This is a genomic window from Ferruginibacter profundus, from assembly GCF_054783275.1.
Genome location: NZ_BAAGQW010000003.1, coordinates 214,383 through 238,847, shown reverse-complemented (window position 1 = coordinate 238,847; position 24,465 = coordinate 214,383). Strand labels below are relative to the sequence as shown.

The following is a 24,465-nucleotide window of genomic DNA, read 5'->3' as shown; positions in this document are numbered from 1 at the left end:
ATCTTATAAACCTTAAACTTTACATTATTCCCATTCAATTGTGGCCGGCGGCTTACTGCTGATATCGTATACCACACGGTTAATGCCTTTTACATTATTGATTATTTCATTGGATATATCGGCCAAAAATTCATACGGCAAATGCGCCCAGTCTGCCGTCATACCATCTACAGAAGTTACCGCTCTTAATGCTACAGTAAATTCATAAGTTCTTTCGTCGCCCATTACACCCACACTCTTTACCGGTAACAAGATGGTGCCGGCCTGCCATACGGTTGTATATAAATTATATTTTTTTAAGCCGTTAATGTATATAGCATCTGCTTCCTGCAATAACCGTACCTTTTCTTCAGTCACTTCTCCTAAAATTCTGATTGCCAATCCCGGGCCGGGAAAAGGATGGCGGTTGATCATTAAAGGAGGAATGCCTAATTCAGCCCCCACACGCCTCACTTCATCCTTAAATAGTGAACGTAAAGGCTCTACCAGTTCCAGCTTCATGGTATCCGGCAAACCACCTACATTATGGTGGCTCTTAATGGTGGCCGATGGTCCGTGTACCGACAGGGATTCAATCACATCAGGATAAATGGTGCCCTGTCCTAACAATTCCACACCTTCTATTTTTTTGGCTTCCTGGTCAAATATTTCTATAAAGCTGCCGCCGATTACTTTTCTTTTTTCTTCGGGGTCCGATTTGCCGGCAAGCTTGGTATAAAAATGTTCCCTTGCGTCTATACCTTTTACGTTAAGGCCAATTTCGTTATAGGTTTTAATTACCTGTTCAAATTCATCTTTGCGCAATACCCCGTTATCTACAAAAATGCCATAAAGATTTTTGCCAATGGCCTTGTGAATAAGTGTTGCAGCAACCGTACTGTCAACACCACCACTTAAAGCCATAATAACTTTACGGTCGCCAATCTGCTTTTTTAAAGCAGCCACCGTATCAGTAATAAAATGTTCCGGCGTCCAGTCGCAGGTGCAGCCGCAAATATTGATCAGGAAGTTTTTAATGATTGTTTTGCCTTCGGTAGAATGATACACTTCCGGGTGAAATTGCAATCCGTATAAAGGATGCGTAGTTGTACCGTTGCTTTTGAATGCCGCTACAGGAATGCTTTCTGTGGTGCCTAAAAGTTCAAAACCCTCCGGCAATACTTTAATGGTATCACTGTGGCTCATCCACACCTGGGACGTGGGCGACACATGCTCCAGAAAAGTATCTTCCTTTGTTTTAGAAAAGATGGCTCTTCCGTACTCTCTCTTCTCACTTTTATCAACCCTGCCGCCAAATAATTTTGCAGTAAGCTGGGCGCCATAGCAAATGCCCAATACCGGCAATTTTTCCGTCATGGCCTTTACATCCACAATAAGCGCCTTTTCTTCATTTACCGAAAAAGGAGAGCCGCCGAGGATAATTCCTTTTAACCCGGGCTCGTAAACAATGTCCTTGTTATAAGGTACTATTTCGCAATACACATTGGCTTCCCTTACCGCACGGGCAATCAACTGGGTGTATTGCGATCCAAAATCCAGAATAAGTATTTTTTCCGTCATATGGCTGCGAAGGTAAATAATTAGTTGAATGGTAGGAGGTTTAGCATTTAGCTTTTTATATTTGTTGTAAAATATTCAACCATGAAACAAGTAATTCTCCTTTGCAGTACACTTTTGCTGCTGCTTAACTCCTGCGACTATACCACCGGCAGCGGTAATATTGTTTCAGAAAAAAGGACTGTGGATGACTTTACGGGCATTTCTGTGAGCAATGCCATTGAAGTGGAGATAAAGATAGGGCTGGTTACCGAAGTGAGGGTTGAGGCAGATGACAATATTATTAAGCATATTGTAACCGGAGTTTCTGATGGGGAATTAAGTATAAAACTAAAAGGGCTGCACAATTTTGGTGACGCACACCTTAAGGTATACATCACCACACCGGATTTACAAACTATAACAGCATCTTCATCTGCAGATGTAAAGGTGCTGGATATTGTGAAAAGCAACAAGAAACTGAGGTTTAAAGCCTCCTCTTCAGCAGATATAGATGCGGAAGTTGATGCCCCGGATGTAGAGGCAGAAGCCAGTAGCTCAGCATCGGTAACGCTAAGAGGGCGAACCAAAAATTACACAGCTGAAGCTTCCAGCAGCGGAGATATAAAATCGGCCGAACTATTATGTGAAAATGCTGATGTAAACGCAAACAGCAGTGGTAGTGCAGCGGTAAATGCAAGTGTAAGCCTGAATGCAAAAGCCACCAGTAGTGGTTCAATAGATTATTATGGAGAAGCGGCTGTAAAAGAAACCGTAAACAGTTCGGGCAGCGTGGAAAAAAAATAACAGCGAAGCATTGTTATTTTGAAGGCAGCTACAATTTATGTGTTAATTAATTTCTAAAACAGATGTAATAATCATAAAACATTTCTACCTTACGAGTCATATCCAGCGCTGCAATGACCGCCCATTCCCGTTTAAAATTCTTTACTTTTTTATTGTTTTTTTTGCCTGCATTCATTTCATGCAAACAAAAAACTATCAGTATACAACGGGGTTTTTATTACTGGAAGAGTAATGAATATGCTTTTGCTTCAACCGAAAATAACTGCATTAAAACGCTGGGTATTCAAAAAATATATGTCAAGTTTTTTGAAGTGGAATTCAGTAAAATATTCGGTGTAAGGCCTGTGGCAAAAACATTACTGAATAGCAATTATATTATCAATGATGATTTTGCCGGAAGGATGGAAGTAATACCGGTTGTATTTATAAAGACTGATGTTTTGGCAAATACATCGCAAACCGGCCTGGATTCTTTAGCAGATAATATTGTTTTTCTTACGGCAAAAAAGTATAAGGATAAGATCAATCTAACCAATAGCTTCACAGAATTGCAGATAGACTGCGACTGGACTGCGTCTACAAAAGACAAATACTTTCTTTTGTTAAAAGCGATAAAGAAAAAATCGGGTAAAATCATTTCCTGCACATTACGGATGTATCCCTATAAATATCCTGAGCTTATGGGGGTACCGCCGGCTGATAAAGTTACGCTGATGTGCTACAACCTTAATAATCCCCTGGAAAACGAAAATAAAAATTCGATACTGGATGTTGCAGAAGTAAAAAAATACCTCAGCGCAAAAAAAGCATACCCGCTGCACCTGGATATTGTATTGCCTGTTACTTCCTGGATGCTTTGTTTTCAAAATAACCAGTTTGCCGGCGTATTACATAACCAGGATGATATCAATACTATTGCAAAGCCAATAAAACCACTTTGGTACAGTGCTGTAAAGGATACCGTTATTGACGATATTTTTTTAAGGGTGGGGGATAAGATCAAATATGAAGAAGTGAGTAAAGAACAGTTGCAGGAACTGGTGGCACTTTTAAAATCAAACATCAATTTTACTGCAACCACCACCATTAGTTTTTTTCATTTAGATAAGGCCGCATTAAATAAATACGACAATGAAACGCTGGATCATTTGTACAATCATTTTAAATAGTTTGGTTTCGCCGGCGATGGCATGCGGCCCTTACTATCCTTATGGCGAGGATGTACGTTTTTCTATCCTGGACCCGGCAACATTTGGCTACAGGGATTTTTGTGGTTTTCATTTTTCTGCCACCATTTATTATGATGATGAATGTACCAGAACCAACGAAGCATCAGGCAGGGCAAAGAATGTATTGTTATGGAAAGACTATTGCAAAAATAAAGTAGATACAGCAGGCATTTATGAGGCAATATATAACCTAACCGAAAATGAACTCATTGCCAACAGCAGCAACAATACAATGATCAGTTATTTGCGGCAGGCAAAAGATACTAATGCAATAAATTATTTAAGATTTGCAAAACAATGTAACGATTTTAATACCTGGATCGACGATCCTTGGGAGAGAAGCAATGAATGGCAAACGGCTAACAGAACACCTTTAATTAATGTAGCATTGCAGGCAATGGCCCGGGTAAAAAATAAAGCTATTCAAAAACGGTATGCTTTTTTAACAATACGCCTGGCTTATTACAACGGCGATGAAAAAACAATTGAAAATATTTACCGGCAATATTTTAATGTTTCCGGAGTACGGAAAAACATTGTTGACTACTGGGCATTGTATTTTAAAGCCATTACAGATACCAGCCAGGTAAAACAAAATTATTATTTAGCCCTTGTTTTTGCTAATGCCCCGGATAAAAGACTGGCAATAGCACAACATTACAACAGAAAAGTGCCCTTAAATGCCGTTCTGGCCTTAGCCAAAAACAATACAGAAAGAGCGGCCGTATGTTTGATCAACGATTTGAAAAATATAGGTGTTGGTTTAACAGAGTTAAAAACTGTGTACCAGTTTCAACCCAATAGCCAGGCTTTTAGTTTTTTGCTATTAAGAGAAATGAATAAACTGGAAGACTGGATTTATACACCTTACTATACATATTTTCTACCTTCAATAAAAAGCCTGGATACTTATTTTAATTACGAAAAAGAGATCTCTGATGAATCAAAATTTGCGTTGGCCCATATTGATAAAGACCGCCAATATGCACAAAAATTATTGCAGTTTCTTGAAACAGTAAACCTTGCAAAAGTGGAAAATACAGAACTGGTTAAAACGGTAAAAGCTTATCTGCAGTTGATGACCAACCAGTATAGTGCATGTTTAGGTACAATAAAAACAATTTCCTCAAAAGCATTACCGGCACAACTTATAAAAGCTTTATGTACAGTTTCCATGCAATCGGTTAGCGGCTGTAAAATTCCCGGCCAGTTTAAGAAACTGATCATGGAACAAGGTGAATCTAAAAACTATAATTTTCTTTTTGCTATTGCCCGAGAGCTGGAATATAAAGGCAATACAACTGAAGCTGCGCTGTTATATTCGAAGTTAAACCATGGCGAATATGCAGATCATAATATGTATTGGCGTACTAAAAAAAATCACAATACTTTATTACTGGATTTTTATGACAATTATTTTTTTTACCTGGATGCAGAATATACACCTGTGCAAACAAAAGCACTAATTGCCGCCATCGAGAAGAGCAGAACCGGAAACAAGAGCAGTTTTGAAAAATGGGCTTATAGTGATGTTAATGGAGACATTGGCAGGTTGTACGATCTGCTGGGTACAAAATATATGCGGCTTAATAAACTTAACGATGCTTACAAAGCATTTGAAAAAGTGGATGATTCCGTTTGGAATGAGCCGGGTTTTTATTATAAAGATTTTTTAAATGCCAATGCGTTTTATACCAATTTTTATACCGAGCATCAACAAACAAAAGCGGATACGGTGCGTTTTACCAAAACCACCCTTACTGCCAGGTTAATGGATTATTTGCAAAAGGCAAACGACATTCAGAACAAGAAACGGGATTATTATTACTTCCTGGTAGCCAATTGTTATTTTAATATGACACAATATGGTAATTCGTGGATGATGAAAAGGTATTTCTGGACGAGCTACCCCGGTGCCAGCGGATTGGAAGATGATAAGGAATATTTCCAGGCCAACCTTGCCAAAGAATATTACCTGAAAGCAAAAGCGGTGGCCAAAACACCGCAATTTGCCGCACTGTGCCTGCGAATGGCGGGGCGATGTGAGAAATACAGGCAGAGAGACCTGGCGGATTTAAGGCATACCGCAAATTCATCCGGCGATGAGTTAACTATGGAGGATAACAGGTACTATAACGAGATCAAAACGAAATACCCGGATGATTTTGAAAACCTGATGAGCAACTGCTATTCCTTTGAAAAATACTTTGCGGCTAGGCAAAATATGCCCTAGAAAACCAGGCCCTGTATATTTTAAAACTAAACTATACAGGGTAGTAGGGTTTGATATAATTGACTGATAAATAATTAATTAAACTGGTAACTACGTTTGCTGAGTGGTTCAACCAGTGGGCACAATGCTCAATAATCTCTCCCCATTTAAAGAAAAGCAAAAAAACTTTCCCTAATCCTTTTGCTATATCAAAAGAACCCATTACCTTTGCACTCCAAATTAAAAAAAGGAAATTTTAAAGTTCTTTACATATGTCACAGAGAATCAGAATCAAATTACAGTCTTACGACCACAACTTAGTTGATAAATCAGCCGAAAAGATTGTAAAAACAGTTCGCAGTACAGGTGCAGTAGTTACAGGTCCTATTCCATTACCTACACACAAGAAAATTTTCACTGTATTGAGAGCTCCTCACGTTAACAAGAAAGCACGTGAACAATTTCAACTGTGTACGCACAAACGTTTATTAGACATTTACACCAGCAGCAGCCGTACGGTAGATGCTTTAAGTAAGTTAGACTTACCAAGTGGTGTTGATGTTGAGATCAAAGCTTAATGAACTTCTCCGGCAACAGAGCAGGAGAAAGCAGAAGCTAAGTTCTTAAAAAGAAAAAAAGTATGAACATCCAAGTATCACGGTAATTACCGGGACACCGCTGGATAAAAACAAGATACAATGAAAAGTATTATTGGAAAGAAAATTGGCATGACCAGTATCTTCGATACAACAGGCAAGCAAACTGCTGTTACTATTATTGAAGCTGGTCCGTGCGTTGTAACGCAGAAGAAAACCATTGAAACTGATGGTTATAATGCTCTCCAGATAGCATTCGGCGACAAAAAAGAAAAACACTCCTTAAAGTCTGAAACAGGCCATTTCGCCAAAGCCCAGACTTCTCCCAAAAAATTCGTTCAGGAAATACGCGATAGCGAAATTGACAAAGCTGTGGGTGAAACCATCACTGTTGACATCTTTACCGAAGGTGATAAAATTGAAGTAGTGGGTACTACAAAAGGTAAAGGTTTCCAGGGTGTGGTTAAACGTCATGGCTTTAGTGGTGTTGGTGAGCAATCTCACGGACAGCATGATCGTCAGAGAGCACCGGGTTCTATCGGTAACTCATCTGATGCCAGCCGTGTATTTAAAGGTATGCGCATGGGTGGTCGTATGGGCCAGGACAGGGTTACCATGAAAGGATTGAAAGTTGTAAAGATTTTCGCTGAGAAAAATTACATCCTGGTTAGCGGTTCTGTACCAGGCCATAACGGTTCAATCGTTTTAATTCAAAAATAATTATGTACTCGCAATTTTATTGCGAATAAATATAGCACAATGCAAGTAGACGTTTTAAATGTAGAAGGAAAGAAAACCGGCAGAACGGTGGAGTTACCAGAAGCAATTTTTGGTATCGAACCTAATGACCACGTTATTTACCTTGCTGTTAAGCAATACCAGGGTGCACAACGCCAGGGTACGCACAAGGTGAAAACCCGTATGGAAGTACACGGTTCTTCTAAAAAATTACACAAACAAAAAGGAACCGGTGGTGCCCGTAAAGGTAACCTGCGTAACCCTTTGTATAAAGGTGGTGGTACTATCTTTGGTCCAAAACCACACAAGTATGATATCAAATTGAATCAGAAAGTGAAAACCCTGGCTAAGATGAGTGCATTGGCTTACAAAGCAAAAGATAACGCTATTGTTGTGGTAGAAGATGTGCAGATGGACAAACCAAAAACACAGCAGTTTACAACTATGTTGAAAAACTTAGGTGTTGCCGGAAAAAAATCTTTGTTTGTAATTCCTGAAAACAGCGATAACCTGTATTTGAGTCTTCGCAATGTGGCTAATGTAAACGGTACATTGATCAGGGACATCAACACTTACGATATCATTAATGCTAACGTATTAGTGTTAACAGAAAATGCAGCAAAAGTATTTACAGCTGAAGAAGCAGAAGCATAATTAAATAACAACAAATTACTAGACAATGAACCCGTCTGACATTTTAATAAAGCCGATCTTATCTGAAAAGGCCAACAAACAAACAGAAAAACAAAACCGTTATTCTTTTGTGGTAGATAAAAAGGCAAACAAGCTGGAAATTAAAAAAGCGGTAGAACAATTTTATGGTGTACAGGTTAGCCAGGTAAATACCATTGTTGTTCCATCAAAAGCTAAAGCAAAATATACTAAAGCCGGATTTATAGTGGGCCGTAAGCCTTCTAAAAAGAAAGCAATTGTAACTGTTGCAGAAGGTGAAACTATTGACCTTTACGGCAGCGGTATCTAATACTAATAATGAATGGTGGTCAGCACCGCAAAGTTTTGACAAAATAAAAAGTAATTAAAAATGGCACTTAGAAAATACAAACCAACAACAGCCGGTACCAGATGGAGAATTGGTAATGCTTACGAAGAGATCACCACCAATGTACCGGAGAAATCTTTGTTGGAAAAGCAAAAAAATACAGCCGGACGTAACGTACAGGGCAGAAGAAGTATGCGCTACATGGGCGGCGGAAACAAAACCATGTATCGTTTGGTGGATTTTAAGAGAGATAAGAAAAATATCCCTGCAGTAGTTAAAACTATTGAGTACGATCCAAACCGTACTGCTTTCATCGCATTGTTAAACTATGCTGATGGTGAAAAGCGTTACATCATTGCACCGCAAGGGTTGCAGGTAGGCCAAACCGTTATAAGCGGCGATAATGTGGCTCCTGAATTAGGAAATGCATTATTGTTCAAGAATATGCCTTTAGGTACCAACGTACACAATATCGAGATGCAGCCTGGTCAGGGTGGTATCCTGGTAAGAAGTGCAGGTACATCGGCACAGTTAAGTAACAAGGAAGAAAAATATGCTATCTTAAAAATGCCAAGCGGCGAATTAAGAAAAGTATTGATCAATTGTTATGCTACTGTGGGTGTGGTAAGTAATGGCGATCATAGCCTGGAAAGCATGGGTAAAGCCGGCCGCAACAGGTGGAAAGGTATCCGTCCCAGAACAAGAGCTGTAGCAATGAACCCTGTAGATCACCCGATGGGTGGTGGTGAAGGTAGGGCAAGTGGTGGTCACCCTCGTAGCCGTAAAGGTAAATACGCTAAAGGTGAGATCACTCGTACAAGAGGTAAAGGTTCTGATAAAATGATCATCAGCAGAAGAAACGGTAAGAAGTTACCTAACAAATAGAATAAAGTAATTAGTTAAAATGGTCCGGCGAAAGCGGGGCAAATAAACAAGATGAAGATTTAGATTGAAGCAATCATAAATCGTAAATCACAAATCAAAAATCAAAATGGCTCGTTCGTTAAAAAAAGGTCCTTACGTAGAAGCAAAACTGGAACAGAAAGTTGCTGCTATGATCGACGGAAAATCAAAGAAAGGTGTTATCAAAACCTGGAGCAGAAGAAGTACAATTACTCCTGATTTTGTAGGCCAGACTTTTGCGGTGCATAATGGTAACAAATTTATTCCTGTTTATGTAACTGAATTTATGGTAGGTCATAAATTAGGTGAATTTGCACCAACAAGAAACTTCAGAGGTCACTCAAGTAAGAAAATAGCTTAATAAAAAAGTTGATAGTAAACAGGTGTTAGTTGACAGTTTTGCTAACATCGATCATCTAACAGCTAATAACTAAATAAAAAATGGAAGCAGTAGCAAAATTGAACAATTACCCGACATCGCCTCGTAAAATGCGTTTACTGGTTGATTTAATTCGTGGTATGGAAGTAGAAAAAGCATTAGCTGTTTTGGAACATAACCCAAAGCACCCGGCTGTGCCTTTACGTAAACTTGTAGTATCTGCCATCAGCAACTGGAAAGCAAAGAACGAAGGTGGTGATGAGAACGGATTGATCGTAAAAACGATCATGGTTGATGCGGCAAGAGTTATCAAACGTATGCGTCCTGCCCCGCAAGGCCGTGGTTACAGGGTTCGCAAACGCAGCAACCATGTAACAGTAATTGTAGATACTAAAGCAACTAAAAATTAATAAAAGATTTAACTAAGTAATATGGGTCAAAAAACAAATCCAATAGGTGCCAGGTTAGGAATCATTCGTGGTTGGGATAGTAACTGGTTCGCTAATAAAACGGATTATCCAAAAAAACTGATTGAAGATCATAAGATCAGGAATTACCTTAATGCCCGTATCAATAAGGGTGGTATAGCAAAGATCGTTATTGAGCGTACGCTTAATAAACTGATCATCACTATCCATACTTCAAAGCCAGGTATTATCATTGGTAAAGGTGGTGGAGAAGTTGACAGGATTAAAGAAGAGTTGAAGAAATTAGTGAGCAAAGATGATGTGCAGATCAATATTTTAGAAATACGTCGTCCGGAACTGGATGCAAACATAGTGGCTGATACTATTGCCCGTCAATTGGAAAACCGTATCAACTACAAAAGAGCGATCAAGATGTCTATTGCATCTGCTTTAAGAATGGGCGCAGAGGGTATTAAAGTAAAAGTAGGTGGCCGTTTAGGTGGTGCTGAAATTGCCCGTAGCGAAGAGATCAAACAAGGACGTACGCCATTGCATACACTACGTATGGATATCGATTACGCTAATGTATTTGCTTTAACAGTATACGGAAAGATTGGTGTGAAAGTATGGATCTGTAAAGGTGAAGTTTTAGGTAAGAGGGATTTAAATCCGAATGTTGTAGCAGGTGGTGGTAAAGAAGGTGGACCAGGCGAAAGACAAGGTGGATTTGACAGAAGGGATGACCGCAGAGGTGGAGATGACCGCAGAGGTGGCGGTGGTGGAGACAGAAGAGGCGGCGGCGGTGGAAACCGTGGCGGTGGCCAGGGTGGCAGAAGATAAGAACCAATTTGTGAGTTGAGATTTGCGATTTCAGATTTGTTGAGGTCGCAGAGAAAAATAAAAGTTTAATACTGATTTGGATTGAAGGAAATCAAAAATCTGCAATCTGGAATCTAAAATCGAAAAAAAATGTTATCACCGAAAAGAACAAAATACAGAAAGGCGCAAAGGGGTATGATGAAGGGCGACACCAAGCGTGGAGCTACCCTAGCCTTTGGAACATTTGGTTTAAAAGCGCTGGATAGTGTTTGGTTAACCAACCGTCAGATTGAAAGTGCCCGCCAGGCATTAACCCGTCATATGAAGAGAGAAGGGAATGTGTGGATCAGGGTATTTCCGGATAAGGTGATGACTGCCAAGCCAGCTGAGGTGAGGATGGGTAAGGGTAAAGGTAATCCTGAAGGATGGTGTGCTGTAGTGCAACCAGGCAGGATCATTTTTGAATGTGATGGTGTACCTGAGCAAACTGCAAAAGAAGCATTTGCACTTGCAGCACAAAAGCTACCAATATTAACCAAATTTGTAGTGCGTCACGACTTTAAAGCATAAGCTGGTTAAACAACACTGAAAATAGAAAATTATAATACAATGGCGAAGAAAGTTGATTTTGTAAAAAGCCTTAGCGGATTAAGCGAAGCAGATTTAAAAGCGAAGATTCAGGAAGATGAATTGCGTTTAAAGAAGCTTGCGTTCGCTCATGCAATTTCTCCACTGGAGAATCCGCAAAGCATCCGTTTATTAAGAAGGGATGTTGCAAGATTGAAAACCGCATTAAGAAAACAACAATTAGGGTTTTAATTAAACCATAAAAAGTAGCACAATGGCTGAAAGAAATTTAAGAAAGACAAAATTGGGAGTGGTATCCAGTAATAAAATGGATAAAACCATTACAGTTAATGTTGAAAGAAAAGTAAAGCATCCGCTTTATGGAAAGTTTGTAAAGAAAAGTACAAAGTTTCATGCTCATGATGAAAAGAATGAGTGCAACATCGGCGATACAGTTAAAATAATGGAGAGCCGTCCGTTAAGTAAAACTAAACGCTGGAGACTGGTAGAGGTAGTTGAAAAAGTAAAATAATAATACAGCTTCAAGCAATCAGCTTCAAGCTTCAATAAATAATATTAAGAATGCCAACGGTTTACAATTTGCCACTTGTGGCTTGTACCCTGAGGCTTAAAGCTTAAAAAAATGATACAACAAGAAAGCAGACTTAACGTAGCAGATAACAGCGGTGCCAAAGAAGTATTGTGTATCCGTGTGCTGGGTAACAGCGGACAGGACTATGCAAAAATCGGAGACAAGATTGTTGTAACTGTTAAGGATGCAATGCCTGCAGGTGGTATTAAAAAAGGTACAGTTAGCAAGGCTGTAATTGTAAGAACAACTAACAAATTACGTCGTAAAGATGGTTCTTATATCCGCTTTGATGATAACGCAGTAGTATTATTAAATGCTTCTGACGAACCAAGGGGTACACGTATTTTTGGACCAGTGGCCCGTGAATTGCGTGATAAAGGGTACATGAAAATTATTTCATTGGCACCAGAAGTATTGTAAGAAAATGGCTTCAAGCAATCAGCTTTAAGCAACAAGTAAGAAAAGTATAAACGCCGAAAGTTAAAAGTTGCCACTTGCAGCCTGTAGCTTGAAGCTAAAAGCAAAATAAAATGAGCACAAGATTTAAACCAAAGTACAACATTAAAAAAGGCGATTCAGTAGTAGTGATTACTGGTGAAGATAAGGACCTGAAGAAGCCACGTAAAGTGTTGGAAATTATTTTAGAGAAAGGGCGTGTATTGGTGGAAGGTGTAAACATCATCACCAAACATACCAAACCAACTTCTCAGAATACAAAAGGTGGTATAATTAAAAAAGAAGCGCCTATTGCTATCAGTAACGTGATGCTGTGGGATGCAAAAGCCGGTGCACCAACTAAAGTAAAACGTAGCCGTGAAACTGGTAAATTAGTTAGAATTTCAAAAAAATCAGGGGAGGTAATTAAATAATGAGCACAACAACTAACACTCCGAGGTTAGCAGATAAGTACACTAAAGAAGTTGTACCTGCTTTAATGAAAAAATTCAGTTATAAAACTGTAATGCAAGCTCCAAAGCTTACCAAGATTTGTTTGAATCGTGGTGTGAATGGTGCGGTAACAGATAAAAAACTGATTGACATTGCTGTTGATGAATTAAGCAACATCACTGGCCAGAAGGCAGTAGCCACTATGTCTAAAAAAGATATCTCCAACTTTAAGTTGCGTAAGAACATGCCGATTGGTGCAAGGGTTACGCTTCGTGGAGTTAAGATGTATGAATTCTTAGACAGGTTAGTTTCTGTATCACTACCACGTGTACGTGACTTTAAAGGTATCAATGATAAATCATTTGATGGCCGTGGTAACTACACTTTGGGTGTTACTGAGCAGATCATTTTTCCTGAAATTGATATTGATAAAGTAAATAAAATTACCGGACTGGATATCACTTTTGTAACTACTGCCCAAACAAACGAAGAAGCGTATGAGTTGTTGAAGGAATTGGGTATGCCTTTTAAAAATATTAAAAAATAATAGTAACACATGGCAAAAAAATCAATTGAAGCCAGGCAAAGAAAGCGTGAAGCATTGGTGGCTAAGTTTGCTGAAAAAAGAACAGCTTTAAAAGCAGCCGGCGATTATTCAGCTTTGGATTTATTACCAAAAAATGCATCTCCTGTTCGTTTAAGGAACCGTTGCCAGTTAACCGGCAGACCAAGAGGGTATATGAGACACTTTGGTATTTCCAGGAACCAGTTTCGTGATATGGCATTGCAGGGAAAGATCCCGGGTGTTACAAAAGCAAGCTGGTAAAAAAGCCGTTGGTTGATAGATGACAGTTGACAGCATCTTAAAAATCTAACAACTAACATCTCACATCTGACACTAAGTTGGATATCGCATTGAAAAAATTTATTTAATCAATTAACTAAAATAACAATGGTTACTGATCCTATAGCAGATTATTTAACAAGAATACGTAACGCTCAAATGGCTAATCACCGTATTGTGGAAATACCTGCAAGTAATTTGAAAAAACGTATCACAGAAATTTTGTACGATAAAGGCTACATATTAAAGTACAAGTTTGAAGAAGATAAAAAACAAGGTGTTATTAAAATTGCATTGAAATACGATGCAGCTACTAAATTACCTGTTATACAAAGTTTAGAAAGAGTAAGCCGTCCGGGTTTACGTACTTACGCAAAACCAGGCGAATTTAAACGTGTAAAGAATGGTTTGGGTGTTGCCATCGTTTCTACTTCTAAAGGTGTAATGACTGATAAAGAGGCAAAAGCACAGAATGTAGGTGGCGAAGTATTGTGTAACATTTACTAAACACTGAATTTCTAAACTACTCAAACAGTTTAGATACGATCTTAAAATTAAAAACAGTTGCTGATACATTAAGCCGAACCTATAGCAGGCTGACCGGTCAGAAACAAAAAATAAAAAACTATGTCTCGTATAGGTAAAAAACCGGTAACAGTTCCTTCAGGTGTAACTATCTCAGTTAATAACGAAAACGTTGTAACTGTAAAAGGCCCTAAAGGCGAATTGAAACAAGCTGTTGACCGTGATATTAAAATTGAAATCAAGGACGGCACTGTAGATGTGGTTCGTCCAACTGAACAGATCCGTCACCGTGCTATGCATGGCCTGTATCGTTCTTTGATCAGCAACATGGTAACAGGCGTTACTGAAGGATACACAAAGAAACTGGAGTTAGTGGGTGTGGGTTATAAGGCATCTAACCAGGGAAATTTGTTAGACCTTGCTTTAGGTTATTCTCACAACATTGTTTTTGAAATTCCTAAAGAATTAAAAGTTACTACCTCCCAGGAAAAAGGTCAGAACCCTATGATCAGTTTTGAGAGTAGCGACAAACAATTGATTGGCCAGGTTTGTGCAAAGATCAGAAGCTTACGTAAGCCGGAACCATATAAAGGTAAGGGTGTTAAATTTGCAGGCGAAGTGTTGAGAAGAAAAGCAGGTAAATCAGCTGGTAAGTAAAATAGTTAATTGGTTAATTAGTTTATTAGTAAAACCTATTAACCAGTAACTCAGTAAACTAATAAACAAATGCCCCGGCAGTATCGGAGCAACTAAAATAAAAGATCATGAATTCAAAAGGTAGCGCAAGAGTAAAAATTAAATACCGTATCCGTAAAAAGATCAGCGGTGCTGCAGCAAAACCAAGGTTGAGCGTTTTCAGAAGTAATGCTGATATCTACGCCCAGTTGATTGATGATGCCAATGGTGTAACATTAGCGTCAGCTTCATCTAAGCAAAAAGATATTGCAGCTCAAAAAGCGCCTAAAACAGAAAAGAGCAAATTAGTAGGGGCAGCCATTGCAACAAAAGCAAAAGAATTAGGTATTACTACAGTAGTATTTGATCGTGGTGGATACATCTACCATGGCCGTGTAAAAGCAGTTGCTGAAGGTGCAAGAGAAGGTGGATTGCAATTTTAGGTTTCAGATTGCAGGTTGGTGATTTATCTGCAGAACAAATTAAATCATATATCATACATCAAAAATCGTAAATCGATATAAATGGCAAATTTAATTTTAAATAAAGTAAAGGCAGGCGATCTTGAGTTAAAAGACAAAGTGGTTGCTATCAACCGTGTTGTTAAAACAACAAAAGGTGGACGTGCATTTAGCTTTTCGGCTTTAGTGGTTGTAGGTAATGAAGCTGGTGTTGTAGGCCACGGATTGGGTAAAGCTAAAGAAGTGCAGGAAGCTATTACAAAAGGTATTGAAGATGCAAAGAAGAACCTGATTAAAGTTCCTTTGATGCATGGTACCATTCCTCACGATCAGTTAAGTAAGGAAGGTGCTGCAAAAGTATATATTAAACCGGCAGCCCATGGTACCGGTGTAATTGCGGGAGGTAGTATGAGAGCGGTTTTGGAAGCTGCAGGTATTACCGACGTATTAGCAAAGAATCTTGGTTCTGCTAATCCTCATAACGTGGTTAAAGCTACTTTTAAAGCATTGGCTACTTTACGTGAGCCCATTGCTGTTGCAAAAACTCGTAATATTTCTTTGAAGAAAGTATTTAACGGATAAGATTAGTTCATAGTTCATTGTTGAAAGTTCATAGCCTTGTCGTGAACCGTTAGCCATGAGCCATCAACCAAAATAAAATGAAAAAGATAAAAGTAACACAAGTTAAAAGTGTAATCGACAGATCTGAGCGCCAGAAAAGAACAATGGTAGCTTTAGGTTTAAAAAAGATGAATGCTTCTGTAGAAGTTGAAGCTACTCCGCAAATATTGGGTATGGTTACCAAAGTGAGCCACCTGGTAAAAGTAGAAGAGTTAGCTTAAATGGAAATTGATAATGGAAATGTTGTCAGACTGAAACATTTTACCATTAAGAAGATGGCAACATTATCAATAGTAAATTATTCAATTAGTAATTATTAAAGCGAGGGGTGATTCCCCGTAAGTACAAAATCAACATACAATGAAATTACATACACTCAGGCCTGCAAAAGGCGCAACGCACAAAGAAAAAAGAATTGGCCGTGGTGAGGCAAGTGGTAAAGGTGGTACATCTACAAAAGGTAATAAAGGTGGACAAAGCCGTGCCGGTTACAAAAGCAAAAAAGCTCATGAAGGTGGCCAGATGCCAATTCAACGTCGTATTCCAAAGCGTGGGTTTAAAAACAACAATCGTGTTGAATTCAAAGTATTAAATATTGGCCAGATCGATCATCTGTCTGAAAAATACGGTATCACAGAATTTAATTTGCAGAATTTATATATCAATGGATTGATCAGTCAGTTTGATAGTGTAAAAGTTTTAGCTAACGGGGAGATAAAAGGTAAATTTGCTTTTAAAGTAAATGCGATAAGTGAAAAAGCTAAAGCTGCTATTGAAGCTGCCGGAGGTTCTGTTGAGATAGTTAAATAATTTCACGATATTTGCAGACCCCGCCTGGCGGGGTCATTTTTAATTTAGCGCAAAACATTTAAATCGGTTTAAATCTGTGAAGAAGTTTATAAAAACACTTAAGAATATCTGGAGTATCGAGGAGTTGCGTAATAAGATCACTTTTACGTTATTGCTCATCTTCATTTATATAGTAGGTACACATATCGTGTTGCCTGGTATCAATCCTAATACTTTAGTTGATCTGCAAAAAGGTAATTCAAAAACCTCTGGCGGATTATTAGGCTTACTGGATACTTTTGTAGGCGGTTCTTTTAACAGGGCCTCTATTTTTGCATTAGGTATCATGCCCTACATTTCGGCCTCTATCTTTATGCAATTGATGACCATCCTGGTTCCGCAGATTGCAAAAATTCAGAAAGAGGGTGAAAGCGGCAGAAAGAAAATTAACCAGTGGACACGTTACCTTACTGTAGGTGTTACTGCATTCCAGGCTGTGGCTTATATCAGCTTTTTAACTTCTACTTACGGCAGTGCAATCATTCCGGCTTATGGCGCTACGTTCTTTAAATTATCAACTGTGGTTATTCTTACAGTAGGTACTTTATTTGTAATGTGGTTAGGCGAAAAAATTACTGATAAAGGTTTAGGTAACGGTACATCAATAATTATCATGATCGGTATCTTAGGAAGATTACCACAGGCTATTGTACAGGAGTGGGCAGCAAGAACAACGAGAGGTGCCGGTGGCTTGTTGATTATGATGATTGAAATTGTATTCCTTATTGCCGTGATCATGGGATTGATCATGCTGATACAGGGAACAAGAAGGGTGCCTGTTAATTATGCAAAACAAATTGTAGGTAATCGCCAGTTTGGTGGTGCAAGAAACTTTTTACCTTTAAAAGTAAATGCTTCGGGTGTAATGCCGATCATTTTTGCTCAGGCAATATTGTTCTTAATTGCGTTCATTACCGGCTTAGGTAAAACCACACAGGCCAGTTTTTTAAACGACCATAAGAACGGTTGGTACATGCTGATCTATTCTGTAGCAGTTATTGCGTTTACTTTTTTATACACAGCGTTAATATTCAATCCTAAGCAAATGGCAGATGAATTGAAGCGTAACAACGGCTTTATCCCTGGTGTAAAACCTGGTCAGCCAACTGCAGATTATATTGGTACAATCATGGATAGAATTACTTTGCCAGGTGCTGTATTGTTAGCATTTGTAGGTATTTTACCAGGCCTTTGCCAATTGGCTTTTGTAGATATGCAACAGTCGTTCTCTACTTTCTTTGGCGGTACATCCTTGCTGATCATGGTAGGTGTTATACTGGATACCTTGCAGCAAATTGAAACACAATTATTAATGCGTCAGTATGATGGATTAATGAGCAGCGGAAGAGTTCAGGGAAGACAAGCTGCGACAACAATTTAATTTACGTTTTCCCCTTTTGGGGACTTAAAAAATAATTAAGCCCCGACAAAAAAATGTCGGGGTTTGTTTTAAATACAAAATAAATGATTCACTATAAATCAAAAGAAGAGATAGAACTGATGAGAGAAAGCAGTTTGCTGGTGAGTAAAACACTGGCTGAAGTAGCTAAGATCATCAGGCCGGGCATTTCTACATTTGAACTGGACCAGTTTGCTGAAAAATTTATATTGGATAATAAAGCGCTGCCCTCTTTTAAAGGCTACCAGGATTTTCCTTATGCCTGTTGCATATCTGTTAATGATGCTGTGGTACACGGCTTTCCTACAAAGGATGTTTTAAAAGATGGCGATATTGTTTCTGTTGATGTAGGTGTTTTTAAAAATGGTTTTCACGGAGATAGCGCTTATACGTTTGCGGTAGGTAATGTGAGTGAAGATGTAAAACAATTATTAAGGGTAACAAAAGAATCTTTATACAAAGGCATTGAAAAAGCAATACACGGCAACCGTGTAGGCGATATTGCCTATGCCATACAACAGTATACTGAAAAAGAGCACGGCTATGGTGTTGTACGAGAATTAGTAGGGCATGGCCTGGGCAGAAAATTGCATGAGGAACCACAGGTACCTAACTATGGTAAAAGAGGAACAGGAGCCAAATTAAAAGAAGGGATGGTAATTGCTATTGAACCCATGATCAACCTGGGAACAAAAAATGTATTTCACGATAAAGATGGCTGGACGATAAGAACCGAAGATGGTAAACCTGCAGCACATTACGAACATAATATCTGCATTCAAAGGGGCAAAGCTGATTTATTATCTTCTTTTACAGAAATAGAAGCTGCGGAAAAAGCCAATGTAAATCTTTGTTCAGATTATTGACCGTGAGACGTGAGCCGGAGCTGAGTATTACGGTCATCATTTATTATTTACGTCTGACGATTCACACCCCATGTTACAATATCCTGTACTTCATCTGTACTCTTTCATCCGTCCATATTTTTTCGGGGCTGATATAGGTGTCTTTATATTGAATGATAACACCTGCTTTGGCAAAAATATCCCTTACCAGTTCACTGCAGATATAATTACGGTTTCTTTCTCTTTTGCTGATGTGAAACAGAATACGGATCATGATACGTACAATTTCAAAATTATCGTACGGCCTTGCTAATTCATCTAATCCAAAACTGATACCCCGGTTTAATTTTTCTTTTTCTATTTCAATATTAATTTGCGCAATGGTGATCTGCCCTTTATAAGGCCGCTTTTTATCTTTATAATCAAGCAGATATTTTGACAGCGGAATTAACCGGATACCAACAGAAGGTTCTGCCTCTAAAACCAATACCCTTCCTAGCTCCTCATCTTTATAAATAACTGCCACATGGCTCCAGGTGCTTTTAGTGAGGTTTTGGATAATACCTGAAAAAGCATAGCTGCCACTACTAAAAAAAATGTCGCCGGTTTTAATATGCTCCCTTATTTTTTCGTAAGGTATTACCGGCATTTGTTTTAATTGTTTTTTTGTAATAGAGTTTGCCATCTTGCAGTTTGGAGTTTAGTTGTACTTTTAATTGTCAAGATACAAAATAGACAGATGAATAAAAAACACCTGGTAGTTATAGGAGGCGGGGCCGCTGGATTTTTTTGTGCTGCCAATGCTGCACGGATGAACCCTGCATTGGAGGTAACGTTGATAGAAAAAAGCAGTAAGTTATTAAGTAAAGTAAAAGTAAGTGGCGGAGGTCGTTGTAATGTAACGCATGCCTGTTTCAGTATTGCTGAGATGATAAAAAAATACCCACGGGGTGCCTCGTTTTTAAAAAAGGCGTTTCATCATTTTTTTACAACTGATACAATTGAATGGTTTAAACAGAGGGGAGTGGAGCTGAAAACAGAAGCTGACGGCAGAATGTTCCCGGTGACCAATTCTTCGCAAACAATTATTGATTGCCTGGTGAAAGAGGTAAATAAATACGGGGTAAATATTATGATGAATGCGGAGGTTAAAACATTGTTGGTACAGGAACAACAATTTGAGATTGTATTGGCAGGTAATAAAATTTTACAGGCCAATTATGTTTGCATTGCCAGTGGCGGTTATCCTAAAACGGTTCAGTTTGAATGGTTAAAAAATACAAGTCATGCTATTGAAGAACCAGTGCCCTCCCTGTTTACATTTAATATGCCTGGCAACGCCATTACTGTACTGATGGGCATAACAGTTGAAAACGCAGCGGTAAAAATTGCAGGCACAAAATTAACGGAGCAAGGACCGTTGTTAATAACACATTGGGGAATGAGTGGACCGGCAATTTTAAAGCTTTCGGCATGGGGCGCAAGAGAATTACAAGCTACAAATTACACGTTTAAAATTCTGGTGAACTGGATACCGGAGTTTAATGAAAATACATTGAGGGAAAAAATGCAACAGCTTCGCTTTAGCCTGGCAACGCAAAAAATAATTAACCGCAATCCTTTTTTATTGCCTGGCCGGTTATGGGAATATTTATTGCAGCAATCCGGTATTGATGCGGATTTACGTTGGGCCGAGCTGCCTGCCGCTAATCAAAACAAACTGATCAAAAATTTATGTGTGCAGGAATTTGAAGTAAAAGGTAAAACCACTTTTAAAGAAGAATTTGTAACCGCCGGAGGTATTCAATTAAATGATATTGATTATAATACCATGCAAAGCAAAAAAATACCGGGTTTGTTTTTTGCCGGTGAAGTAATTAATGTGGATGGTGTAACAGGGGGATTCAATTTTCAAAATGCATGGACAACGGGCTGGATAGCTGCAAAAGCCATCAGTGGTTTAGAAGTTTAGGGTTTAGAAGTTTAGAATGTGCCCCTAAACCCCTAAACTCCCAAGCCAATATTAATCTTCACAAATACTTACAAATATGCTTTTTTACACTACCTCTTTTTGCTCTACATTTGCCGGGGCAAAATAAACTGCCGGGGCTGATTACGATGTTAAAAAAAATCGACCGCTACATACTGTTCAAATTTCTTTCTACCTTTTTCTTTTGCCTTTTATTAATGACGGCAATTGTGGTAGTAGTGGATGTAAGTGAGCATACGGATGATTTTGTAAAGTCCAAATTACCGGCATCAAGAATTATTACTGATTTTTATTTTGGTTTTATTCCACGGATTGATGCCATGTTGTTTCCCCTGTTTACATTTATTGCAGTAATATTTTTTACTTCTAAAATGGCTACCCGTTCAGAAGTAGTGGCTATTTTAAGCAGTGGTGTAAGCTTCAGGCGGTTTTTAGTGCCCTATTTAGTTGGTGGCCTGTTCCTGGCTACCATATTATGGTTCGGCTACCAATACGTGGTGCCAAAGGCCAATAAAAAATGGGGCGATTTTGAAGCCAAATACATTGACCCGAATTTTGGCAGTACGCCCAATGGCAGCAACACCTACAAGCAACACCTGTATTTTAGAAATGATTCTAACACCTATATCGGCATCAGGGGCTATGACACCATCTCCCGAACCGGTAATGGTTTTTTTGTACAACGTTTTGCCAACAATAAATTATTATACAATTTAAGAGCCGATAATTTTAACTGGGATACCGCTGCCCGCAAATGGAAACTGGATAATGTACTGGAAAGAAGCATTAACGGCATTGCAGAAGATGTAAAGCACTCGCCAACATTACTGATGACCTATAACTTTAAACCCCTGGATTTACGCAGGGATGAATATATGAAAGACCAGATGCCCACCCCGGAATTAAACCGGTTTATCAAGCAGGAAAAGATAAGGGGCTCTGAAGGATTAAGTGCGTTACTAGTAGAACGCTATAACAGGGATGCTATTCCTGCATCGGTTTTAATTCTGACTGTGATCGGTGCTGTGCTGGCATCCCGTAAAGTAAGGGGTGGCAGCGGACTGCACCTTGCATTAGGTGTTGTTATCAGTGTGCTCTATATTTTATTCAGCCGCTTTACCATTGTATTTGCAACCAAGGGAAGCTTTACCCCGTTTCTTGCCGCCTGGACGCCCAATATCGTTTTCGGTATACTTGCTTTTTACCTCTATAAAAAAGCACCTAAATAACATTGCAGCATAGTAAATAAATAAATGTGATGCCAATTACTCTTTAGCATCACTATTCCTGAAACTTTCTTTTAAAACTTTTGTTTAACAGGGCGGCGCATCGTAATTTTAAGCATCTTTTAATCAACCATTCATTTTGTTGTTAAAAGTATCAGGTACTTTAAATTTATAAATTTCAATTGCAGTATGGGAATTATTAAGGATAAATTCAAAGCGAAATCAGAGATTGTTGCCGCGGAGATTAAAGACCTGCTGAAAGAGCACGGCAATAAAAAGATAGGCGAAGTTACATTAAGCCAGATTTACCAGGGTATGCGTGGCATTACCGGCCTTGTAACAGAAACATCTTTACTGGATGCACAGGAAGGCATCCGTTTTCGTGGTTATACCATACCCGAACTGCAACAGAAATTGCCTAAAGCTCCCAACGGTTCCGAACCTTTACCCGAAGGGTTATTCCATTTGATGCTGGTAGGAGAGTTGCCATCTGAAGAAGATGTACAGCATATTACGAATGTATGGCAACGCCGCAGCCATGTACCTAATCATGTGTTTGATACCATTGAAGCATTGCCGGTATCTACACACCCCATGACGCAGTTTGTGGTGGCTATTATGGCTTTGCAAACCGAAAGCCAGTTCAGCAAAAACTATGCTGCCGGTATGAGTAAAAAGGATTACTGGGATGCCGTGTTTGATGATTCAATGGACCTGATAGCCCGCCTGCCAAGGGTTGCCGCTTATATCTATCGCAGAAAGTATAAAAACGGAGAACATATTCAGCCCAATGGTTTATTAGATTGGTCGGGCAATTTTGCTCATATGATGGGCTATGATGATGAATCTTTTAAAGAACTGATGCGTTTATACATGACCATTCATGCCGATCATGAAGGTGGCAATGTATCTGCACATACCACACACCTGGTGGGCTCCGCATTAAGTGATCCTTATTTAAGTTTTGCTGCAGGCATGAACGGCCTGGCCGGCCCCTTGCACGGATTGGCTAACCAGGAAGTAATTAAATGGATCTATGAATTGAGAGAAGAGATCGGTAGCGACCTGCCTTCAAAAACCCAGATTGAGGAGTATGTAAAAAAGACTTTAACAGAGGGCAAAGTTGTACCGGGATACGGCCATGCGGTATTACGCAAAACAGACCCCCGCTTTACAGCACAAATGGAGTTTGGTAAAAAACATATGCCGGATGACCCATTGGTGCAAACTGTATGGAATATTTATGATGCCGTGCCACCCATACTGCAATCTTTGGGCAAAATAAAAAACCCATGGCCTAATGTGGATGCACACAGTGGAGCTTTATTAGTGCACTATGGCATGGTGGAATACGAATTTTATACCGTGCTGTTTGGTGTTTCCAGGGCATTGGGTGTATTGGCCAGTCTTATATGGGACAGGGCATTGGCTTTCCCATTAGAAAGGCCAAAATCTGTTACTACCGACCTGGTTAAAAAATGGCTGGATGGTAAGGATGAGATTTGGGGAGATTAATTGAAATGATTTGATTTATTGATAATGCCCTGAAACTTCAGGGCATATTTTTTGAAATACTTTTTGAGAGCTTGTTCAATGCTTTTATATTTGCAGTCCTCAAACAGGGGTTAGCTCAGTTGGCTCCGATAAAGACCGGAACGTTTGCATGTCCCGAAAGGTATCGGGAAAGAGGTTGGTAGGGGTTATAAAAAAGGTTCTTTTTAAAAATAAATGGGGGGTTAGCTCAGTTGGTTCCGATAAAGATCGGAACGCTTGCATGTCCCGAAAGCTTTCGGGAAAGAGGTCAGTCGGGGTTATAAAAGAAGTTCTTAAATCAAAATAAATGGGGGGTTAGCTCAGTTGGCTAGAGCGCTTGCATGGCATGCAAGAGGTCGTCGGTTCGACCCCGATACTCTCCACAAAGGTTCACATAAGTGAGCCTTTCTTTTTTATGTTCTTTTCTGTTTATATTATTTACTCTGCAAAGCTGGATAAATATTATGTTGGTTATACAGAGAATATTTTAAATCGTTTACATCAGCATAATAACGGCGAATCTTCTTTTACATCAAAAGCCAATGACTGGATTTTAAAATACACCCAGGATTTTGATAGCCGGGAAAAGGCGCATTCCAGGGAGTTAGAGATTAAACGTAAAAAGAGCAGGAAATATATTGAATGGTTGATCAGTTCAGTTGGCTAGGGCGCTTGCATGTCCCGAAAGCCTTCGGGAAAGAGGTCGTCGGTTCGACCCCGATACTCTCCACAAAGGTTCACATAAGTGAGCCTTTCTTTTTTATGTTCTTTTCTGTTTATATTATTTACTCTGCAAAGCTGGATAAATATTATGTTGGTTATAC

32 protein-coding genes and 1 tRNA gene are annotated in these 24,465 nt (G+C 39.1%); 31 read left to right on the top strand and 2 right to left on the bottom strand.

All coding sequences use genetic code 11. The annotated features are described in order from the left end of the window. Nucleotides 1-24 precede the first annotated feature (24 nt). Complete coding sequence (gene guaA / locus ACYVM0_RS20935) at nucleotides 25-1,560, bottom strand: glutamine-hydrolyzing GMP synthase (protein ID WP_460560330.1); 1,536 nt, start codon at nucleotides 1,558-1,560, stop codon at nucleotides 25-27. Nucleotides 1,561-1,641: 81 nt separating this feature from the next. Here guaA and ACYVM0_RS20930 point away from each other — a divergent pair, with 81 nt between their 5' ends. The 26 genes from ACYVM0_RS20930 (at nucleotide 1,642) to map (ending at nucleotide 18,913) form a co-directional block, all read left to right on the top strand. Continuing rightward, a complete protein-coding gene (locus ACYVM0_RS20930; protein WP_460560328.1) occupies nucleotides 1,642-2,343 on the top strand; it encodes a head GIN domain-containing protein in 702 nt (233 codons plus the stop codon). 113 nt (nucleotides 2,344-2,456) lie between these two features. Beyond that, the gene (locus ACYVM0_RS20925) at nucleotides 2,457-3,512 is read left to right on the top strand and encodes a hypothetical protein (RefSeq protein WP_460560326.1); all 1,056 of its coding nucleotides are present in this window, start codon (nucleotides 2,457-2,459) and stop codon (nucleotides 3,510-3,512) included. After that, on the top strand, nucleotides 3,475-5,805 hold the full coding sequence (locus tag ACYVM0_RS20920) for a hypothetical protein (protein ID WP_460560324.1): 2,331 nt from the start codon (nucleotides 3,475-3,477) through the stop codon (nucleotides 5,803-5,805). Before ACYVM0_RS20925 ends, ACYVM0_RS20920 begins: the two co-directional genes overlap by 38 nt. Nucleotides 5,806-6,056: 251 nt before the next feature. Further along, on the top strand, nucleotides 6,057-6,362 hold the full coding sequence (rpsJ, locus tag ACYVM0_RS20915; protein WP_290339494.1) for a 30S ribosomal protein S10: 306 nt from the start codon (nucleotides 6,057-6,059) through the stop codon (nucleotides 6,360-6,362). Between the two features lie 120 nt (nucleotides 6,363-6,482). Further along, on the top strand, nucleotides 6,483-7,100 hold the full coding sequence (gene rplC / locus ACYVM0_RS20910; RefSeq protein WP_430987497.1) for a 50S ribosomal protein L3: 618 nt from the start codon (nucleotides 6,483-6,485) through the stop codon (nucleotides 7,098-7,100). A 39-nt stretch (nucleotides 7,101-7,139) separates the two neighbouring features. Next, nucleotides 7,140-7,772 carry a 50S ribosomal protein L4 gene (gene rplD, locus ACYVM0_RS20905; protein ID WP_460560321.1) on the top strand — a complete coding sequence of 211 codons (633 nt, stop codon included), beginning with the start codon at nucleotides 7,140-7,142 and terminating at the stop codon, nucleotides 7,770-7,772. Nucleotides 7,773-7,797: 25 nt separating this feature from the next. Next, the gene (gene rplW / locus ACYVM0_RS20900) at nucleotides 7,798-8,100 is read left to right on the top strand and encodes a 50S ribosomal protein L23 (RefSeq protein WP_460560319.1); all 303 of its coding nucleotides are present in this window, start codon (nucleotides 7,798-7,800) and stop codon (nucleotides 8,098-8,100) included. Nucleotides 8,101-8,160: 60 nt separating this feature from the next. Beyond that, nucleotides 8,161-9,003, top strand: a complete 843-nt coding sequence (rplB, locus tag ACYVM0_RS20895; protein WP_460560317.1) for a large ribosomal subunit protein uL2 — start codon at nucleotides 8,161-8,163, stop codon at nucleotides 9,001-9,003. A gap of 106 nt (nucleotides 9,004-9,109) precedes the next feature. Further along, nucleotides 9,110-9,382, top strand: coding sequence for a 30S ribosomal protein S19 (gene rpsS / locus ACYVM0_RS20890; RefSeq protein ID WP_460560315.1), 273 nt, complete (start codon nucleotides 9,110-9,112; stop codon nucleotides 9,380-9,382). An 80-nt stretch (nucleotides 9,383-9,462) separates the two neighbouring features. Beyond that, entirely contained in the window at nucleotides 9,463-9,810 is a 348-nt protein-coding gene (rplV, locus tag ACYVM0_RS20885) for a 50S ribosomal protein L22 (protein WP_430987492.1), read from the top strand. A gap of 21 nt (nucleotides 9,811-9,831) precedes the next feature. Beyond that, on the top strand, nucleotides 9,832-10,647 hold the full coding sequence (rpsC, locus tag ACYVM0_RS20880; protein WP_460560312.1) for a small ribosomal subunit protein uS3: 816 nt from the start codon (nucleotides 9,832-9,834) through the stop codon (nucleotides 10,645-10,647). A 129-nt stretch (nucleotides 10,648-10,776) separates the two neighbouring features. Then, a complete protein-coding gene (gene rplP / locus ACYVM0_RS20875) occupies nucleotides 10,777-11,196 on the top strand; it encodes a 50S ribosomal protein L16 (protein WP_430987490.1) in 420 nt (139 codons plus the stop codon). A gap of 39 nt (nucleotides 11,197-11,235) precedes the next feature. Then, nucleotides 11,236-11,445 (top strand): large ribosomal subunit protein uL29, encoded by a 210-nt coding sequence (rpmC, locus tag ACYVM0_RS20870; RefSeq protein WP_460560310.1) that lies wholly within the window; start codon nucleotides 11,236-11,238, stop codon nucleotides 11,443-11,445. Nucleotides 11,446-11,467: 22 nt separating this feature from the next. Next, nucleotides 11,468-11,725 carry a small ribosomal subunit protein uS17 gene (rpsQ, locus tag ACYVM0_RS20865; protein WP_460560308.1) on the top strand — a complete coding sequence of 86 codons (258 nt, stop codon included), beginning with the start codon at nucleotides 11,468-11,470 and terminating at the stop codon, nucleotides 11,723-11,725. Between the two features lie 111 nt (nucleotides 11,726-11,836). Continuing rightward, the gene (gene rplN / locus ACYVM0_RS20860) at nucleotides 11,837-12,205 is read left to right on the top strand and encodes a 50S ribosomal protein L14 (RefSeq protein ID WP_430987487.1); all 369 of its coding nucleotides are present in this window, start codon (nucleotides 11,837-11,839) and stop codon (nucleotides 12,203-12,205) included. 110 nt (nucleotides 12,206-12,315) lie between these two features. After that, complete coding sequence (gene rplX, locus ACYVM0_RS20855; RefSeq protein ID WP_430987486.1) at nucleotides 12,316-12,654, top strand: 50S ribosomal protein L24; 339 nt, start codon at nucleotides 12,316-12,318, stop codon at nucleotides 12,652-12,654. Beyond that, on the top strand, nucleotides 12,654-13,220 hold the full coding sequence (gene rplE / locus ACYVM0_RS20850) for a large ribosomal subunit protein uL5 (protein WP_460560305.1): 567 nt from the start codon (nucleotides 12,654-12,656) through the stop codon (nucleotides 13,218-13,220). The genes rplX and rplE overlap by 1 nt, the downstream gene beginning before the upstream one ends. A 9-nt stretch (nucleotides 13,221-13,229) precedes the next feature. After that, entirely contained in the window at nucleotides 13,230-13,499 is a 270-nt protein-coding gene (gene rpsN / locus ACYVM0_RS20845) for a 30S ribosomal protein S14 (protein WP_430987484.1), read from the top strand. Between the two features lie 126 nt (nucleotides 13,500-13,625). Then, nucleotides 13,626-14,024 (top strand): 30S ribosomal protein S8, encoded by a 399-nt coding sequence (rpsH, locus tag ACYVM0_RS20840; protein ID WP_430987483.1) that lies wholly within the window; start codon nucleotides 13,626-13,628, stop codon nucleotides 14,022-14,024. 120 nt (nucleotides 14,025-14,144) lie between these two features. After that, the gene (rplF, locus tag ACYVM0_RS20835) at nucleotides 14,145-14,699 is read left to right on the top strand and encodes a 50S ribosomal protein L6 (protein ID WP_460560302.1); all 555 of its coding nucleotides are present in this window, start codon (nucleotides 14,145-14,147) and stop codon (nucleotides 14,697-14,699) included. 107 nt (nucleotides 14,700-14,806) lie between these two features. Continuing rightward, nucleotides 14,807-15,160, top strand: coding sequence for a 50S ribosomal protein L18 (gene rplR, locus ACYVM0_RS20830; protein WP_460560300.1), 354 nt, complete (start codon nucleotides 14,807-14,809; stop codon nucleotides 15,158-15,160). Nucleotides 15,161-15,241: 81 nt separating this feature from the next. Beyond that, complete coding sequence (gene rpsE, locus ACYVM0_RS20825) at nucleotides 15,242-15,760, top strand: 30S ribosomal protein S5 (RefSeq protein ID WP_460560298.1); 519 nt, start codon at nucleotides 15,242-15,244, stop codon at nucleotides 15,758-15,760. Between the two features lie 77 nt (nucleotides 15,761-15,837). Further along, nucleotides 15,838-16,020: a 50S ribosomal protein L30 gene (gene rpmD, locus ACYVM0_RS20820; protein ID WP_460560296.1), complete on the top strand. Its 183-nt coding sequence runs from the start codon at nucleotides 15,838-15,840 to the stop codon at nucleotides 16,018-16,020. 139 nt (nucleotides 16,021-16,159) lie between these two features. Then, a complete protein-coding gene (gene rplO, locus ACYVM0_RS20815; RefSeq protein WP_460560294.1) occupies nucleotides 16,160-16,609 on the top strand; it encodes a large ribosomal subunit protein uL15 in 450 nt (149 codons plus the stop codon). Between the two features lie 76 nt (nucleotides 16,610-16,685). Continuing rightward, nucleotides 16,686-18,029: a preprotein translocase subunit SecY gene (gene secY, locus ACYVM0_RS20810; RefSeq protein ID WP_460560292.1), complete on the top strand. Its 1,344-nt coding sequence runs from the start codon at nucleotides 16,686-16,688 to the stop codon at nucleotides 18,027-18,029. Nucleotides 18,030-18,112: 83 nt separating this feature from the next. Beyond that, a complete protein-coding gene (map, locus tag ACYVM0_RS20805; RefSeq protein ID WP_460560290.1) occupies nucleotides 18,113-18,913 on the top strand; it encodes a type I methionyl aminopeptidase in 801 nt (266 codons plus the stop codon). A gap of 73 nt (nucleotides 18,914-18,986) precedes the next feature. On the opposite strand, the gene ACYVM0_RS20800 is transcribed toward map, so the two are convergent. Then, a complete protein-coding gene (locus tag ACYVM0_RS20800; RefSeq protein WP_460560289.1) occupies nucleotides 18,987-19,577 on the bottom strand; it encodes a YiiX/YebB-like N1pC/P60 family cysteine hydrolase in 591 nt (196 codons plus the stop codon). Between the two features lie 54 nt (nucleotides 19,578-19,631). On the opposite strand from ACYVM0_RS20800, the gene ACYVM0_RS20795 reads away from it, so the two are divergent. The 5 genes from ACYVM0_RS20795 (at nucleotide 19,632) to ACYVM0_RS20775 (ending at nucleotide 24,308) form a co-directional block, all read left to right on the top strand. Further along, the gene (locus ACYVM0_RS20795) at nucleotides 19,632-20,864 is read left to right on the top strand and encodes a BaiN/RdsA family NAD(P)/FAD-dependent oxidoreductase (RefSeq protein ID WP_460560287.1); all 1,233 of its coding nucleotides are present in this window, start codon (nucleotides 19,632-19,634) and stop codon (nucleotides 20,862-20,864) included. Nucleotides 20,865-21,010: 146 nt separating this feature from the next. After that, entirely contained in the window at nucleotides 21,011-22,111 is a 1,101-nt protein-coding gene (locus ACYVM0_RS20790; protein ID WP_460560285.1) for an LptF/LptG family permease, read from the top strand. Nucleotides 22,112-22,297: 186 nt separating this feature from the next. After that, complete coding sequence (locus ACYVM0_RS20785) at nucleotides 22,298-23,623, top strand: citrate synthase family protein (RefSeq protein WP_460560283.1); 1,326 nt, start codon at nucleotides 22,298-22,300, stop codon at nucleotides 23,621-23,623. A gap of 327 nt (nucleotides 23,624-23,950) precedes the next feature. Then, a tRNA-Ala gene (locus tag ACYVM0_RS20780) sits at nucleotides 23,951-24,024 on the top strand. Nucleotides 24,025-24,056: 32 nt separating this feature from the next. Further along, entirely contained in the window at nucleotides 24,057-24,308 is a 252-nt protein-coding gene (locus ACYVM0_RS20775; protein WP_460560281.1) for a GIY-YIG nuclease family protein, read from the top strand. Nucleotides 24,309-24,465 lie beyond the last annotated feature (157 nt).